General features: G+C 36.9%; 12 protein-coding genes. 10 read left to right on the forward strand and 2 right to left on the reverse strand.

Features of this window, described 5'->3' with window-relative positions; all coding sequences use genetic code 11:
• Positions 1 to 29 precede the first annotated feature (29 nt).
• Positions 30 to 2,558: an ABC transporter permease gene (locus tag JEM49_RS03905; RefSeq protein ID WP_201873731.1), complete on the reverse strand. Its 2,529-nt coding sequence runs from the start codon at positions 2,556 to 2,558 to the stop codon at positions 30 to 32.
• Between the two features lie 9 nt (positions 2,559 to 2,567).
• A complete protein-coding gene (locus tag JEM49_RS03910; protein ID WP_201873732.1) occupies positions 2,568 to 3,269 on the reverse strand; it encodes an ABC transporter ATP-binding protein in 702 nt (233 codons plus the stop codon).
• 88 nt (positions 3,270 to 3,357) lie between these two features.
• Here JEM49_RS03910 and JEM49_RS03915 point away from each other — a divergent pair, with 88 nt between their 5' ends.
• From JEM49_RS03915 to JEM49_RS03960, 10 genes are all read left to right on the forward strand, one after another.
• Positions 3,358 to 4,683, forward strand: a complete 1,326-nt coding sequence (locus JEM49_RS03915) for a PTS transporter subunit EIIC (protein ID WP_201873733.1) — start codon at positions 3,358 to 3,360, stop codon at positions 4,681 to 4,683.
• Entirely contained in the window at positions 4,652 to 5,581 is a 930-nt protein-coding gene (locus JEM49_RS03920) for an alpha/beta hydrolase (protein WP_201873734.1), read from the forward strand. Before JEM49_RS03915 ends, JEM49_RS03920 begins: the two co-directional genes overlap by 32 nt.
• 283 nt (positions 5,582 to 5,864) lie before the next feature.
• On the forward strand, positions 5,865 to 7,988 hold the full coding sequence (locus tag JEM49_RS03925) for an ATP-dependent Clp protease ATP-binding subunit (protein ID WP_201873735.1): 2,124 nt from the start codon (positions 5,865 to 5,867) through the stop codon (positions 7,986 to 7,988).
• 107 nt (positions 7,989 to 8,095) lie between these two features.
• On the forward strand, positions 8,096 to 8,737 hold the full coding sequence (lepB, locus tag JEM49_RS03930; RefSeq protein ID WP_025005973.1) for a signal peptidase I: 642 nt from the start codon (positions 8,096 to 8,098) through the stop codon (positions 8,735 to 8,737).
• Between the two features lie 94 nt (positions 8,738 to 8,831).
• On the forward strand, positions 8,832 to 9,584 hold the full coding sequence (locus JEM49_RS03935; RefSeq protein ID WP_201873737.1) for a hypothetical protein: 753 nt from the start codon (positions 8,832 to 8,834) through the stop codon (positions 9,582 to 9,584).
• 105 nt (positions 9,585 to 9,689) lie between these two features.
• The gene (locus JEM49_RS03940; protein WP_025005971.1) at positions 9,690 to 11,033 is read left to right on the forward strand and encodes an amino acid permease; all 1,344 of its coding nucleotides are present in this window, start codon (positions 9,690 to 9,692) and stop codon (positions 11,031 to 11,033) included.
• Positions 11,034 to 11,082: 49 nt separating this feature from the next.
• Entirely contained in the window at positions 11,083 to 12,456 is a 1,374-nt protein-coding gene (locus JEM49_RS03945) for an amino acid permease (protein WP_025005970.1), read from the forward strand.
• A 122-nt stretch (positions 12,457 to 12,578) separates the two neighbouring features.
• The gene (locus JEM49_RS03950) at positions 12,579 to 13,688 is read left to right on the forward strand and encodes an NB-ARC domain-containing protein (protein WP_201873739.1); all 1,110 of its coding nucleotides are present in this window, start codon (positions 12,579 to 12,581) and stop codon (positions 13,686 to 13,688) included.
• Between the two features lie 90 nt (positions 13,689 to 13,778).
• Positions 13,779 to 14,507 carry a gamma-glutamyl-gamma-aminobutyrate hydrolase family protein gene (locus JEM49_RS03955; RefSeq protein WP_025005968.1) on the forward strand — a complete coding sequence of 243 codons (729 nt, stop codon included), beginning with the start codon at positions 13,779 to 13,781 and terminating at the stop codon, positions 14,505 to 14,507.
• A gap of 12 nt (positions 14,508 to 14,519) precedes the next feature.
• On the forward strand, positions 14,520 to 15,914 hold the full coding sequence (locus tag JEM49_RS03960; RefSeq protein WP_025005967.1) for an APC family permease: 1,395 nt from the start codon (positions 14,520 to 14,522) through the stop codon (positions 15,912 to 15,914).
• Positions 15,915 to 16,014: the final 100 nt, after the last annotated feature.

Raw genomic sequence — 16,014 nt, forward strand, 5'->3', positions numbered from 1 at the left:
TCTATAAAGGCATTATAGCATAATACTTGCTAATCAATTGATGACAAAGCATCCAGCATATTGATCTTTTTAATCTTGTGGTGAACTACAACTGCTAAGGTAGCAGTAATGATTGCTGGAATCAATGCGGAGAATACAAAGTTAAATGGATACATATTTGGATCAAACATTGCGGCATCTGGCGGCAAGCTGGTGATAATGAAGTGGTGCAGCCACCAACCGAAACCAAAGCCAACAATAATTCCTAATGCAGAGAGAATAATAGTCTCCCGATAGATATACATGGTAGCTTCATTGTCATAAAATCCCAATACCTTGATAGTAGACAGCTCCCGAATTCTTTCTGCAACGTTGATGTTGGTCAAATTGTAGATAACGACAATGGCGAGCATCCCTGAAATCAAAATCAAGATAAAGATAACTTCGTTCAGACTACCGGTGTAGCTGCCTAATATTTTTTTATTCGAAGAATTGGAAATCACTGTTTCAATTGCGGCCGTTTTGACTAACTTCCTGTTAATACGATTAACTTTTTGCGGTTCATGACTTCTCATAGTAACGAGATAGGCATTCGCAGCGTATTTTTGACCAGTAGCGCGGGCGTATTCTTTTTGATTCATAAAGACGTAATGCCCCAAATACATTTCACAAATCCCCTTAACTTTAAAGCGGTAAGTTTTTCCAGCGCTGTTTTTTAGAGAAATAGTTGAGCCTTTCCTAGCGTTTAACAAGGTAGCTAATTTTTCAGAAATAATTACGCCATCGTCAGGCAAAGTGAGTTTCTTTTTACTTTGCCTTTCTCTTAAATTGATTGATTTCCTAAAATTAGCGGCTGATTCTGGTGTAATCATCATGATGTTTTCAGTTGAACCGCTTTGATTAAGATGCTTGGTTAATTGCTGATACTGCACGGCATTTGTTTGTGTAATATCTTTTTCTTTAAAAATGCTATCTAATTCGTGCTGCTCTTTTTTAGTAACATGTTTGCTCTTTAAAGCAATGATGTCATTTTTTTGGACAGCGGAATATTGAATATTGCCAATTCCCTGAAGAGAATCACGAATGCCGAATCCCATGCCTAGCAAGCCTGTACAACCTGCTACGCCAAAAATGGTCATTAACATTCTACTCTTGTAGCGGAAGATGTTTCGTGCAGTAACTTTGGCAGAAAAACTCATGTGTTTCCATAACCAGGGGATGTGTTCCAGTAAAATACGAGAACCATTTTTAGGTGGTTTAGGTAAAAGCAATGCTGCTGGCTTTTCTTTTAGAGTTTGATAAAGCGTCAACATAGAAACAGCAGTAGTAGCAAGTAGTGCGATAATTAACGAAATAAGCAATGGCCACCAAGCAAAGTTAAGCTGGTAATCACTTCCCAATGTGGAACTAGCTAGGTAAGCCTTGATAATCATGTTAGGCAAGAAAGTATAACCTAAGCTAGCACCTAAGATCACGCCTAAAATTGCCGCAGAAGTGCTGTAAAGCAAGAACTTGAGCACAATGCTAGCGTTGCTATAACCGAGTGCCTTAAATGTTCCAATATTAGTACGTTCTTCTTCTACGAAGCGCATCATGGTAGTCAAACTGACCAATGCAGCAACGGCAAACAAAAAGACAGGGAAGACGTTGGCTAAAACTTCGACTCGCTCAGAATCAGCACGATAGGATGAATACCCTTGGCTTTCCTCACGACTGTTAATGGTATAGCTAGGATAATCGATTTGGATTTTATTTTTAGGTACCTCAATTTGCTCAGGCGTAATAGGGATGCCTTTTTTGATTAATTGCTCAGCGGCCTTCTTTTGATATAGCTGAACGTATTTATCGTATTTGTCTTGTCCATTCTTGTTTAAAGCCTTCTGCAATTTGTTATGATCATGGTAAACGCGATTGCGATAAGTGACACTAAATGGGCTCAGATTAGCGATGTTTTTAAAAGTTACACGTGAAACTTGATACACAGGTGAAGCGAACGCATTATGCGTTGTTACAGCGAATCCACTTAGTCGACCATTGCCGATATTGGTCTGACCGAATTGTGTTTTATCCAAAAATTCGCTTGATTTAACAAAGCCGACAATTTTATATGTTTTATTCTTTAGGATTCCCGATTTGACGAAACTGATTTTTTCTCCGATGTGATACTTATTTTTTAGCAAATAAGAAAGAGCAATTTCTTTATTGTTTTCTGGGAAATGGCCCTTAATTAATTCATAGCTTGAGAGATTATTTGACTGAGAGAATACCCGCAAGACATCTTGCTTATTTTTGACTTTTACATCTTGCAGATAGCCAAAGGTAGCCTGCTTAATTTCAGGGAGATTTTGAATGGTTGCTCGATCAGTTGAATTAATTCCGTAGTTGGAACTAACGGTGACATCGGCTAAATTGTGCTTAGTAAAAAAGTCCGCACCTGTTGCACGCATATCGGGGCCGGCTATTTTTAGTCCTACGAAGGCAAAAGTACCTAAACCAATTAGTAAGATAATTGCGATATAACGACCAAGCGAATGCGTTATGGCTTGGAAAGCGTCCTTCCATAAAATTGATTTGTGCATTATCAACACCTACCATTCAATGCTGCTGATATCCGCAGGCTGATCATTAGTTTCAATCTTTTGAATGCTGCCGTCATGAATACGAATTACTTTATCCGCAATTGGTGCGATAGCGGCGTTATGGGTAACGATAAGCACAGTGGAGCCATTTTTTCGGCTCATGTCTTGTAGAATTTTTAAAATCCGTTTACCGGTTTTGTAATCGAGTGCTCCTGTTGGCTCATCACACAATAATAGCTCTGGTTTTTTCGCAATAGCACGAGCAATAGCGACACGTTGTTGTTCACCACCAGATAATTGAGCGGGAAAATTTTGCTCTCTATCAGATAAGTCTACTTCTCTTAAAGCCTCATCTGGATTCATTGCATCAGGCACGATTTGCGCAGCCAGTTCTACGTTTTCTTTTGCAGTTAGGTTGGGGATTAAATTATAGAATTGAAAGACAAATCCCACATAATTTCTGCGGTAAGTTGTTAATTGTTTGGCGTTATAAGGTGCAATGTTTTTGCCTGCGACGATCACATCACCGCTTGTATTAGGTTCCATTCCGCCTAGAATATTGAGCAGTGTGGATTTGCCGGCTCCTGAAGAGCCTAAGATAACTACTAATTCTCCCTTATTAATAGAAAAAGTAATATCTTTATTGGCGTAAATAGTCGTATCCCCAGATTGATAAATTTTAGTATTATTTTTTAATTCTATATAGGCCATAATTATCAACTTCCTAGCATCATTGTATAATGTGATTAATATAAACTCATTCAATCATATTTATTGAAGATAGGTAAAGGGAAAAGCTATGGGAGAGAGAATAACCAACTTTATTCTTATCATAAGAAGATTACCAATATTTAGAATTTTTCAGCGAACTTTGGGGATGCTGATGCCAATTGCAATTATTGGTTCTTATTTTAAGTTGCTACGTGATGCTGTTTTTTCACCAGACAGTTTTATTTATAATATCCTGAATTTTGATTCAACTATGTCCGACAAAATATGGTATGCCGGTTCATTTATTTGTAACGGCTTTGTGCGGGTAACTTTTGGATTATTTGGTTTATATGCGGCATATTTTGCGGCACGTTATACAGCACGTTTATATCATAAAGATTCTACGTTAGCCGGTATGACTGCAGTAATGATAATTATGTTTTGTGCGTATGCAAGTAATGTGGGAAATAAGCTTAGTAATAAGTCAATGTTTTCATCTAGTGTATTGCAAATTAATGCTTTGTTACTTGCGTTACTAGTGGGATATGCAGTTGGTGAAATTTTCCATTGGTTAGGTAAAAATCACCAGCCTGTAGAATTTGAACATGTTCATCGAGTTAGAACTCGGGCCTGGAATGCGCTTTTGCCTGCATCTGTATCTATTATTGCGGGGATGATTTTGGGGATTATTATTTATGAATTGCAAATCAAGATATTGAGCTCCAGTACTTTTAAAGAATTGGTTATTCAAATCCAAAATTCCAACAATATATTTGAAATTATTGCATTGGCGTTTGTCGTTATGCTGCTTAGTTGGATTGGGATTGGCTATCCTTTAGCTTCTTTATCTACGGCTGCAGCACTTACAAGCGGGGCAGCTACTGTTAACCTCAATTATGCATTAAAACATGGCGGTTCATGGAATGTTCCTTATAAGTTTTTAGGTAGTTCGCTTGTTTATCCTTACGGTGCAATGGGCGGTGCTAGCGTTGTTTTAGCATTAATAGTAATTATTTTATTGTCACATCAAAATAAAGAGACAGAGAATATTGCCAAGGCTAATTTATTGCCTGCAGCATTTAACTCTACGTGGGGGTTCATGATAGGGTTGCCAATTATTTTAAACCCCGTGCTCTTTTTACCTATGGTATTGATCCCTGTAATTAATATCATGATTGCTTCATTAGCAATTTTTCTTCATATTATTACACCATGTGTTTATCCAGTATTAAAAGGAACCCCAGGAATTCTTATTTCGTTTTTCGGTTCTAACGGCAACTGGAGTAATTTAGTCTTTTCTATTTGTTTATTTATTTTAGATATTTTGATGTTAATACCTATTTCGTTATTGGGACAAAGGATAGAAAGGAAACTTAAAGCTTATGAATATGAAAAAGGCCAACAAACTGCTTAAAAATCCTAATTTAAAATGGATTGCCCTTGTTTTATTAGTAGTTATGGTTTTCGCTATTCCTGGTTATAAATGGATGGAAAAAGATAACCAAGCTCGTGCACAAAGAATGAAATCTGCCTTGTCACCGGTAATCATGGTGCCTGGATCCAGTGCGAGTACTGAACGTTTTAATGAGTTGGTTAAATTATTAAATCAAAACACTCCAACTAAACATAGCGTGTTGAAAATCAACGTTTCAACTAATGGTAATCTGTTGTATTCGGGCTCAATTAATAAAAATGATAATGAACCATTTATTATTATTGGCTTTAAAAACAATAAGGACGGTTATAGCAATATCAAAAAACAAGCAGAATGGTTAGATGAAGCCTTTGAAGCTATTTCACAGGATTATAAATTTAATAATTTTAAGGCCTTTGGTCATTCTAATGGTGGTCTAATTTGGACATACTGGCTAGAACATTATTATTCAACTTATTCGGATGAAATTACCATGAAGCGTTTAATGACAGTAGGAACGCCGTATAATTTTAGCGAAAAGAATATCAACCATAAAACGCAAATGTTGGAAGATTTTATTAAGTGCAAAAATAGACTCCCTAAGAGCTTAGTGGTGTATTCTGTATCTGGAGGCAAAAATTATGAGTCAGATGGGATCGTCCCAGAAGCTAGTGTTGCAGCAGGAAAGTATATTTTTCAAAAGCAAGTAAAGAGTTATACTGCGATGACAATCACTGGGGATAAGGCTGATCACTCTGATTTGCCTCAAAATCAACAAGTAGTCCAGGTTATTCAACAATATTTATTAGAACCAATTAAGAATAAGAATAATCAAGTAATATCGCGACAAGGAAAAAAGTCAGATAACGATAAAAATGGACAAAATGAGCAGGATTAATATTCATCCTGTGGAAAACTTTTACACCCAATAATCCTTTAAGCGTATAATTTCATCCTTCTTAATAAAATCTTTATATATTGTGAAGCAATATAAACGCTTATATATCAACGATTTTATTACTTTTTTAGATTAACATCACAAATTAAAAGAAAAATGTGGAAAACTTTTAAATCCATGCTTGCAATCTGTGGATAACCTGCTATACTTATAAATGTAATGAATTAGCACTTAAATGCTTTGAGTGCTAAAAATCAAGTTTATGATGGGAGTGTTTGCAGATATGGCATACTTTGACAATGATTTTGACAACTTATTTAACGAATTGAACAGCTCATTCTTTAATGACGACTTTGGCAGAAGAAGTGGCAACGGTAATTCAGGTTCAATTCCTATTAATTACTCAAGCAATATGAGTTCAGCTCCTCAAACCATTCAACAAACCCCACAACAACCAAATGAAAAACCAATTGGCGTAGATTTAGTTGAAGAAGCAAAGAAGAATAATTTTGACCCAGTTATTGGTCGTGACGAACAAATTGATAACGTTATTGAAATTTTATCAAGACGTAAGAAGAATAATCCTGTATTAATCGGACCTGCTGGTGTTGGTAAGACTTCTATTGTAGAAGGTTTAGCTGAAAGAATTGCTTCAGGCAATGTGCCAGCTAAGATGGCTAACATGCACATTATTTCAGTAAACATCAATGACATGGTTGCTGGTTCAAGTCTTCGTGGTAGCTTTGAAGAAAGATTAAAGAAGGTTATCGACAAGGCCAAGAGTGATCCTAACATTGTTTTATTCATCGATGAATTGCACAACATTGTTGGTGCTGGTTCAACTGATTCAGAAAACAACAATGGTGACGCTGCTAACATCTTGAAGCCAGCTCTTGCAAGCGGTGACTTGAAGTTAATCGGTGCTACTACTACAAGCGAATTCCAAAGAATTGAAAAGGACCCAGCTTTATCACGTAGATTCCAAGCTGTTCAAGTTCCTGAACCAACTACAGATGTAGCTATCAAGATTTTGGAAGGCTTAAAGAAGAAGTACGAAGATTACCACCACGTAAAATACAGTGATGACAGTCTTAAACTAGCTGTTGAATTATCAGAAAGATACATTCAAGGTCGTTACTTACCAGACAAGGCCATTGACTTGATGGATGAAGCTGGTGCTAAGAAGGCTTTGCTTGTACAACCAACTGATGAAAAGAGCTTGAAGAATCAAATCAATGCTCTTGAAGCTAAGAAGTCAGAAGCTGCTAAGGCTGAAGACTACGACAAGGCTTCAGAAATTAAGAACAAGATTGCTGACCTTGAAAAGCAACTTAAGAACGTAGACACTAAGAATACTCCAGAAGTAACTGAAAAAGACATCTACGCAATTATTGAACAAAAGACTAAGATTCCTATGAGCGAACTTCACGCAGATGAAGCTCAAAAGAACTTAGACTTGGCTAAGAAGTTGAAGAAGAACGTTATTGACCAAGATAGAGCTATTGACGTAATTACTGACGCTATTGCTCGTAAGCAAATCTTCAAAGACAGCGATCGTCCTACTGGTTCATTCTTACTTACTGGTCCTACTGGTGTTGGTAAGACTGAACTTGCTAAACAATTAGCTATCCAATTATTTGGTAACAAAGATCACTTGATCCGTTTGGACATGAGTGAATACCAAGACGAAATGGCTGTTAACAAGTTAATCGGTTCTGCACCAGGCTACGTAGGCTACGGTGAAGGTGGTCAATTAACTGAAAAAGTTCGTCACCAACCATACTCATTGATTTTGTTTGACGAAATTGAAAAGGCTAACCCACAAGTCTTCAACGCACTTCTCCAAATTATGGATGACGGTCGTTTGACTGACGCACAAGGCAGAACCGTTTCATTCAAAGACACTATCTTGATTATGACTTCAAACGCAGGCTTCTCAGACAAGCTTCTTGAAGACGGCAAGGTTGACCAAGACAAGTTAATCTCAGCTCTTGAAAACTACTTCAGACCTGAATTCTTGAACCGTTTGGACGCAATCGTTCCATTCAACTCACTTACTGAACAAGACATGGGCAAGATTATCAACATTTACTTGAAGAAGATGTCTCACGTACTTGCTAAGAAGGGTGTAACTGTAGAAGTTTCTGATGAAGCTAAGAACTTCTTAGCTGAAAAGGGCTACGACAAGAAGTTTGGTGCTCGTCCACTTAGAAGAGTTGTTGAACAAAACCTTGAAACTCCAGCTGCTAAGTTGATCTTAAGAGAACCTGACACTAAGAAGATTGAATTCACCGCTGATGACAAGCACTTGTACTTGAACGGCAAAGCAATCTTCGACATTTCTCCAAAGGTAGAAGAAAAGGTTAAGGAAGACGAAGCTAAGGCTGAAGACAAAAAGGAAGACTAAGATTAGTTAGTTAAATTAAAAGGATATTCCCGAGGGAATATCCTTTTTTTGTGCATGATGTATAATATAAAATGTTTAAAAAGCATTATTATGAATGAGGTTTATTAATGGCGGATAAAGCAAATAAAAAAGAAAATAATGAATCATGGGGGAAGTTCTTCCTTGATATTTTAATTATTTGGGCAGTCTTGATGGGAGTTTTTTTCTTACTCTTTCGCTTCGTATTGAGTAATGATACAGTTTCAGGTCCATCAATGCAGCCTACTTTTCAAAACGGTGATCGTTTAATCTCCGTTCGTCATGCACAAATTAAGCGTGGGGAAGTAGTAATCGTGAAGGCTCCGGATGAACCGGGGGCTTTGTACATTAAGCGTGTGATCGGTTTGCCTGGCGAAAAGATTGTCAGCAAGGATAATCAGATCTATATTAATGGCAAAAAGCTTGCTCAACCTTGGTTAACTAAGGGAAAAGATATGATTGATAATGGTACTGATACTTTTTACTCAGCTACCCAAAACTTCACTATGAAATCTCTTGCTAGATCACGTCAATATCAACAGTTCTACACTAAGTCCCAATTGAATTATATTAATAAAACAAATCGAATCCCTAAGGGTACTTACTTTGTAATGGGTGACCACCGCAGCGTGTCAAAAGATAGTCGTTACATTGGTACGATTAAACGCAAAAATATTGTGGGCGTAGTGAAGTTGAGATATTGGCCATTGAATCAATTTAAAGTTTATTAACAATGAGGATATTTCCGAGGAAATATCCTTTTTTGTTTAATTTCTATCTTTTTGTATAATGAAAAGTAATACGATTCGAGTAAGGGATAGGAATATGAGTAGAAGAACATTTGATTTAATTGTTAAAGTCGTTTTAACGCTGTTAGCATTAGCTGGGGGAATCATGGCTCTTGTTTTACAAATGCCAGGACGTTCTGTGGTATTGTCCTCAATTTATGGCGTTTTATATTTCGTTGCGGCGATCAGTTTTTGGTTTGAAGATAGGAAATCATGGATTCAAATTGTGATGATTGCCTCTTTGGTGATTACGCTGGTATTGACTATCGCCCAATCTATTGCTGGGATACCATTAGGAGTATTTCAAGGAAGTGGAATTCTTTTTTCGTGGATGATGGTTCTATTAGTGTCACCAGGCGTATTAGGGTTAATTTACTTTAATTTAAATACCCATCATGATAACTGGGATTTATTATTTGTTTTCATGAAAATCATCCTTAGCTTTGAAGTAGGGATTGTAGCATTCATGCTTATTATCATGCTGGAAGTTTCCGGTGCTATGATTTGGTCATTGCCGCAGTGGGGTCAATATCTATTTGTTTACGGCATCATGTTGTTGGCTATTTTAGATATCATCTATGCCATTATTAATTGGTTGAATTTTTATCGTGGTAAAGTGACTTGGATTACTACCACTTTATTTGTAATTGAAATAATTGCATGTTTACCTTTGTTCGGGATGCCTACAGTATCTGTAATAATTTTTGTGATCATTATGTTGGCGATTGTAATCTTTACTGCTTATCTTAATAATCGCATTAAAAGCAAAAAACAATTGCACAAAAAATAAGTAGGCTTTATAATTCAAAACAAAGATAATTTTAATGGAGCGTCTGTTTCATTGTATAGAAATAGACGCTCTATTTCTTTATTCATAAGGAAGGTAGGGATAACTGTGAATGAAAAACCGAAATTAAAGCGGGGATTGAAAAGTCGTCACGTAACAATGATTGCAATAGGTGGTGCAATCGGTACAGGTCTTTTCTTGGGTTCCGGTTCAGCCATTCGTAGCGCCGGCCCTTCAATTATTTTGTCCTATTTAATTGTAGGTATTATTACGTTTTTTATGATGAGAGCTTTAGGAGAATTGATTTTAGCTGACCCTGAAAGCCACTCATTTTTGGAATCAATTAAAAAATATTTAGGTAAGCGAGCTGAATTTGTTGCAGGATGGGTTTATTGGGCTTGTTGGCTTACCTTAGCAATGGCGGACTTAACAGCTACGGGAATTTATTTGCGTTATTGGTTCCCATGGTTACCACAATGGGTTGGACCATTGGTAATCGTTGTCTTATTAATGTTAATTAACATGGTAAATGTAGGGTTATTTGGAGAACTTGAAAGTTGGTTCTCTATGATTAAGGTAATTGCTATTATTGCTTTAATTGTCACAGGTGTCATAATGATAGTGTTGCAGACACATGTTAAAGGTGGAACAGTATCATTAGTCAACTTGGTAAATCATGGGGGCTTTTTCCCTACTGGACCATGGGGTTTTTTACTTTCATTTCAGATGGTAGTGTTTGCCTTCGTTGGGGTAGAAATTGTTGGACAAACTGTTAGTGAAACGGCAAATCCGCAAGAAGATATTCCCAAGGCAATCAATACTTTGCCAGTTAGAATTGGACTTTTCTATGTGGGCTCAATGATCGCCATCATGTCAGTTTACCCATGGAATGAAATTACAACAGCGTCTAGTCCATTCGTTCAAGTATTTAGCGGTATCGGTGTAACGGCTGCAGCTGGTGTACTTAACTTTGTCGTTTTAACAGCCGCAATGTCTGCGACTAATAGTGCGATCTTTTCTACTAGCCGTTCAATGTATTCATTAGCACGCAACGGCCACGCACCAGAAAGATTAGGCAAACTTAATAAAAAAGCTATTCCGATGAATGCTTTAACTACATCATCACTTATTTTGTTTGTTGTAGTAATCTTGAATTACATCATACCAGCTCAAATTTTTGATGTGGTTTCAACAGTGTCAACAATCTGTTTTGTAATCGTTTGGATTATGATTATGTTTGCACACATTGTTTATCGTAAAAAGAATAAAGACAACTTGGGCAAATTTAGAATGCCAGGTTATCCTTTAACTAGCTGGTTAACAATTGTATTTTACTTTGCCATTTTAGTTTTGTTGTTCTTTATTCCTACGACACAATTAGCTTTGATCATTTCAATTTTGTTTGTATTGATCTTAGCAATTAGCTATAGCTTTATCTCAAAGAATAAATAATAAATATTTCCTAGGTAATATTTGCAGATGCTAAAAAGGGGAGTTGAATATGGCGAAAAAAGCACCTGAATTAAAGCGGTCAATGACGGCTGGTCAAATGGAAATGATTTCGCTTGGGGGAGCAATTGGGGTTGGACTTTTTATGGGTTCCGCTTCAACTATTAAATGGACAGGGCCCTCAGTTTTATTAGCCTATATGTTTGTAGGACTAATTTTATATATTGTTATGCGAGCATTGGGCGAAATGCTCTACGTGGATCCGGGTACTGGATCGTTTGCGGATTACGCTGCCGAACATGTTCATCCGATCGCGGGATATTTAGCTGAATGGGCTAATGTCTTCCAGTATGTGGTTGTAGGTATTTCTGAAGTGGTTGCCACGACTGAATACTTGCGCTTTTGGTGGAAAGGTACTTCTGATTGGGTAGCTGGTTTAATCATCATTGCCTTTTTATTGTTAGCCAATCTGGTTAGTGCCAAGGCTTATGCCACCCTAGAATTTTGGTTCGCAATGATTAAGGTTGTAACCATTATTTTAATGATTATTCTTGGCTTCATGGTCATTTTATTTGGCTTTGGTAATGGCGGTCACCCGGTAGGATTTTCTAATTTATGGAGTCATGGCGGCTTCTTCACTGGCGGAATAAAAGGATTCTTGTTCTCGATGGCAATCATTGTGGGGTCATATCAAGGAATCGAATTGATTGGTATTTCAGCTGGTGAGGTTGCTAACCCACAGGAGGCAATTGTTAAGAGTGTTAAGTCGGTTTTATGGCGAATCTTAATCTTCTACGTGGGTGCGATCTTCGTAATTGTAACGATTTATCCATGGGATGAATTGGGTAATATTGGTTCTCCATTTGTAACTACTTTTGCTAAAGTTGGGATTACCGCTGCGGCTTCTGTTATTAACTTTGTAGTTTTAACAGCTGCTTTGTCTGGGGCTAACTCAGGTATTTATTCTTCAAGTAGAATGCTTTATAAGATGGCACATGAAGAATATGCGCCTAAGACCTTTGGTTATGTCTCAAAGCATATTGTTCCTAGTCATGCAATTATTGGTATTACTTCAGGTATTTTCATTGGCTTTATGATGAATGTTTTGTTGCAATTCTTTAGTAAGTCATTAGAAAATGTCTTCGTAGTAGTTTATAGTTCATCAGTTTTACCGGGAATGGTAGCCTGGTTTGTAATTTTGTTAGCGGAATTACGCTTTAGACGAAAAAATAAGGAGCTAATGAAGAAGCATCCCTTTAAGTTACCACTTTATCCATATTCAAATTATTTTGCTTTATTCATGTTGGTACTGATCGTAGTTTTCATGTTTATTAATCCTGAGACTCGTATTTCAGTAGCAGTTGGTGCAGTAGTATTAATCGTAGCTGCACTAGCATACGTGATAAAGTATGGTAAGAAAAATTAAAATTGAAGCAGTGAAGCACATCGTTTCACTGCTTTTTTATATTTTAAGATACACAAAGATACATAAAGATACACAAAAAATGATAGATTAAAGTAAGCGTATTGCAGTAGGTAGGTGAGCAAATGAATAATCCATTTAATCCTAGTTTTGGTAGAATACCAACAATTTTTTTAAATCGTGGTCACCTAATAGATGAAGTGGTAGAAGAGCTTGATAATCCTAATAGTCCCTATAAAGTTTCTATTGTTTACGGGATGCGTGGAGTAGGAAAAACCACTTTTTTAACTGAAGTTGGCAGAAAGGTAGAACAAGAGCCAAATTGGCTGGTTGTTGATTTGGCAATGGGATCAAACTTGATGGCTACCTTAGTAGATAATCTTTATATGAAAGCTAACTCAGATTTGCAAAAAACATTTGAATCGATTCGTGGTCTTAGTTTCTCTGCATTTGGATTGCAATTGAGTGCAGATATAAGCAAACCTACACTTTCCACTTATCAAGGAATCTTAACAAATATGTTTGCTAAGTTGAGAAAAAAGGGGATTAAGGTTTTAATCACCTTAGATGAAGTTAAATCGAATTCTGAATTAAAGAACTTTGCGGCATATTATCAGATTTTAAACAGGGAAGATTATCCAGTTGCACTGATGATGACAGGCTTGCCAGAGAATATCTCTGAATTACAAAATGAAGACGTAATGACGTTCTTATTACGCGGAAAAAGAATACCGTTGTCATCATTAAATCTATCACAAATCGAATTTAGCTATAGTAAAGTGTTTAATCAGTCTGGATATAAAGTTAATGCAGATACTTTGAATAAGATGGCTGTGATGACTATGGGCTATTCATATGCATTTCAATTGCTAGGATATTTAGTTTGGAATGCAGCTAAGGAGAGTAAGATAATTAATCAAGCATTACTTGATCAGGTTAAAATTGAATATTTAATTGAATTAGATCAAAATGCTTATACTAAAATTTTTAGTAGTCTATCCAAACAAGATAAAAAATTTGTCTTAGCAATGGCTCAAAGCAAAAACAATCGCGTCTTGATCAAAGAAATTCGAGAAAAATTAGGACGTCCAAGCAATTTTGTGGCTAATTACCGCAGACGATTGCTGGATGATCAGATCATTAAGTCAACTAATTATGGTGAGGTCGCATTTACTCTGCCTTATTTTAAAGAATATGTTTTACAACAATATCGTTTTGAACAAGGCTTAGAATAAAAATTAAAAAATAATAAAATCCACTACTTGTATATGTAATAGATTTTTTATATAATATTACATACTAAAAGTAAGTGAGGAGGAGCATAAATGACAAGACCAATTATTGGTATTTCAGGTTCAGTAATTATTGATGATGGAGGGATTTTCCCCGGTTATCACCGCAGCTATGTAAATGAGGATTACGTAGATTCTGTAGTTCAAAATGGTGGTGTGCCTTACATTATTCCATTTACTGAAAATGATGAAGTAGTTAAAGCACAGCTCGATAATGTGCAGGGTTTGATTCTTTCAGGTGGTCATGATGTTGATCCACATCAATATGGGGAAGAACCTCTGCAAAAAATAGGTGCTACTTGGCCTGCACGTGATCATTTTGATATGCGTCTGCTCAAGTTAGCAGAAGAAAATGGAATTCCGGTGCTTGGTATTTGTCGTGGCGCTCAAATTATTAATGTTGCCCATGGCGGAACATTATATCAAGATTTGTCTTACCGTAAGGAATTGACTTTAAAGCATATGCAAGGTCATACACCAGATTTGCCAACTCATGGGATGAAGGCTAAGGCTGACAGCAAGCTAGCTCAAATTTTAGGGAAGACAGAGTTTAAAGTTAATTCATTCCACCACCAATTAATTAAGGATGTTGCACCAGATTTGATTGCTTCTGCAAAGGCTCCAGATGGTGTGGTTGAAGGTTTGGAAAATAAAGCGGGTAACGTCATTGCAGTTCAATGGCACCCCGAAATGTTACATCGTAATCCAGATGTCGCATTTATGAATAACTTATTCAAATTCGTAATTGATAATGCAAAATAGGGGAGAAAAATATTGAACGAGAAAACGGGAGATAAGCTAGGCTTTTGGTCGATAGTCCTGCTAGCTATTAATGCCATCATTGGTTCAGGTATCTTTTTGACACCTGGTAGTGTGGTACAACAAGCAGGCTCAAAAGCTTTAGTTGTTTACTTTATTGCTGCGATTTTTGCGGCAATTTTAGCCATTTCATTTGCGGCTGCATCAAAGTACGTTACTAAGTCAGGGGCCGCTTATGCTTATTCAAAGGCAGCTTTTGGCGATAAGATTGGTTTTTATATGGGTGTATTGCGTTACTTTTCAGCTAGTGTTGCTTGGGGTGTAATGGCTGTTGGGGTTATTAAGTCGACTATTTCTATTTTTGGCGGCGATCCTAATAAGGCACTCAGCGTAACGGTTGGTTTCTTAGTTTTGATGGCGATCATTACGATCATCAATCTCTTTGGTCAACGCGTTTTAAAGTGGGTGATGAACCTTGCCACTATTGGTAAGTTGGCTGCTTTGATTTTAATTATTGTAGCGGGTGTTGTGTTGTTGATTACGACCGGTGCATCAAGTCACTTGTCTGAGGTTGATCAAATTACGCAAAACGGTCAAAAGATTGTACCTACTTTGACTACTACCACCTTCGTTATGGCCATCGTTTCAGCGTTTTATGCATTTACTGGATTTGAATCAGTTGCCTCTGGTTCAGAAGATATGAAGAATCCGGAAAAGAATTTGCCACGTGCGATTCCACTTGCAATCTTTATTATCGCAGTAGTTTATATCGGCGTTGTAGCGGTAGCGATGGTGATGAATCCTAAGGCTTTGATGACTACTAAGCAAGTAGTAGCTGTAGCTGCGATCTTTAATAATGAGATTTTACGGGATGTCATCTTAGTTGGTGCGCTGGTTTCTATGTTTGGGATCAACGTTGCGTCTAGTTTTAACGCACCGCGTATTTTGGAAGCAATGGCACGTGAAGGCCAAATGTCTAAGGCTTTGACTAAGAGAACTAAGAATAATTTTCCAATTAGAACATTCTTTATCTCAGTCGCATTAGCTGTTTTAATTCCAATGGCGTTTGAATATAACATGGTTAACTTGATTACATTGAGTGCGATGGTTAGATTCTTAGGCTTCATCGTTGTACCAATTGCCGTTATTCAGTTCTATCGCGGCAAGGCTAAGGAAGGTGTTCTTAACGCTGATAAGAATGTTTTAACTGATGTAGTTGTACCAATTTTATCAATTGTGATTGTGATCTTCTTGCTGATCGAATATAACTGGAAGGCACAGTTCGGTGTTGCTAATAGCGCTGGTCAAATCGTTGGCGTTAACTGGTATGCCATTGCGATGATGATCTTCGGTTTCGTGATTTTGCCTTTAATCATGGCATGGATTTCAAGAAGTGAACGGAAGAATTAATAGTAAATAGTAATGTAAAGTGTCTGGGAAAAAACTAAATCCTAGGCCATAAAAAGAACGATCAAAATTCTCAAATTTGAGGTTTTGATCGTTTTTTTCT

The sequence above is a fragment of the Lactobacillus sp. A27 genome (genome assembly GCF_016742815.1).
GTDB classification, from domain to species: Bacteria; Bacillota; Bacilli; order Lactobacillales; family Lactobacillaceae; genus Lactobacillus; species Lactobacillus gallinarum.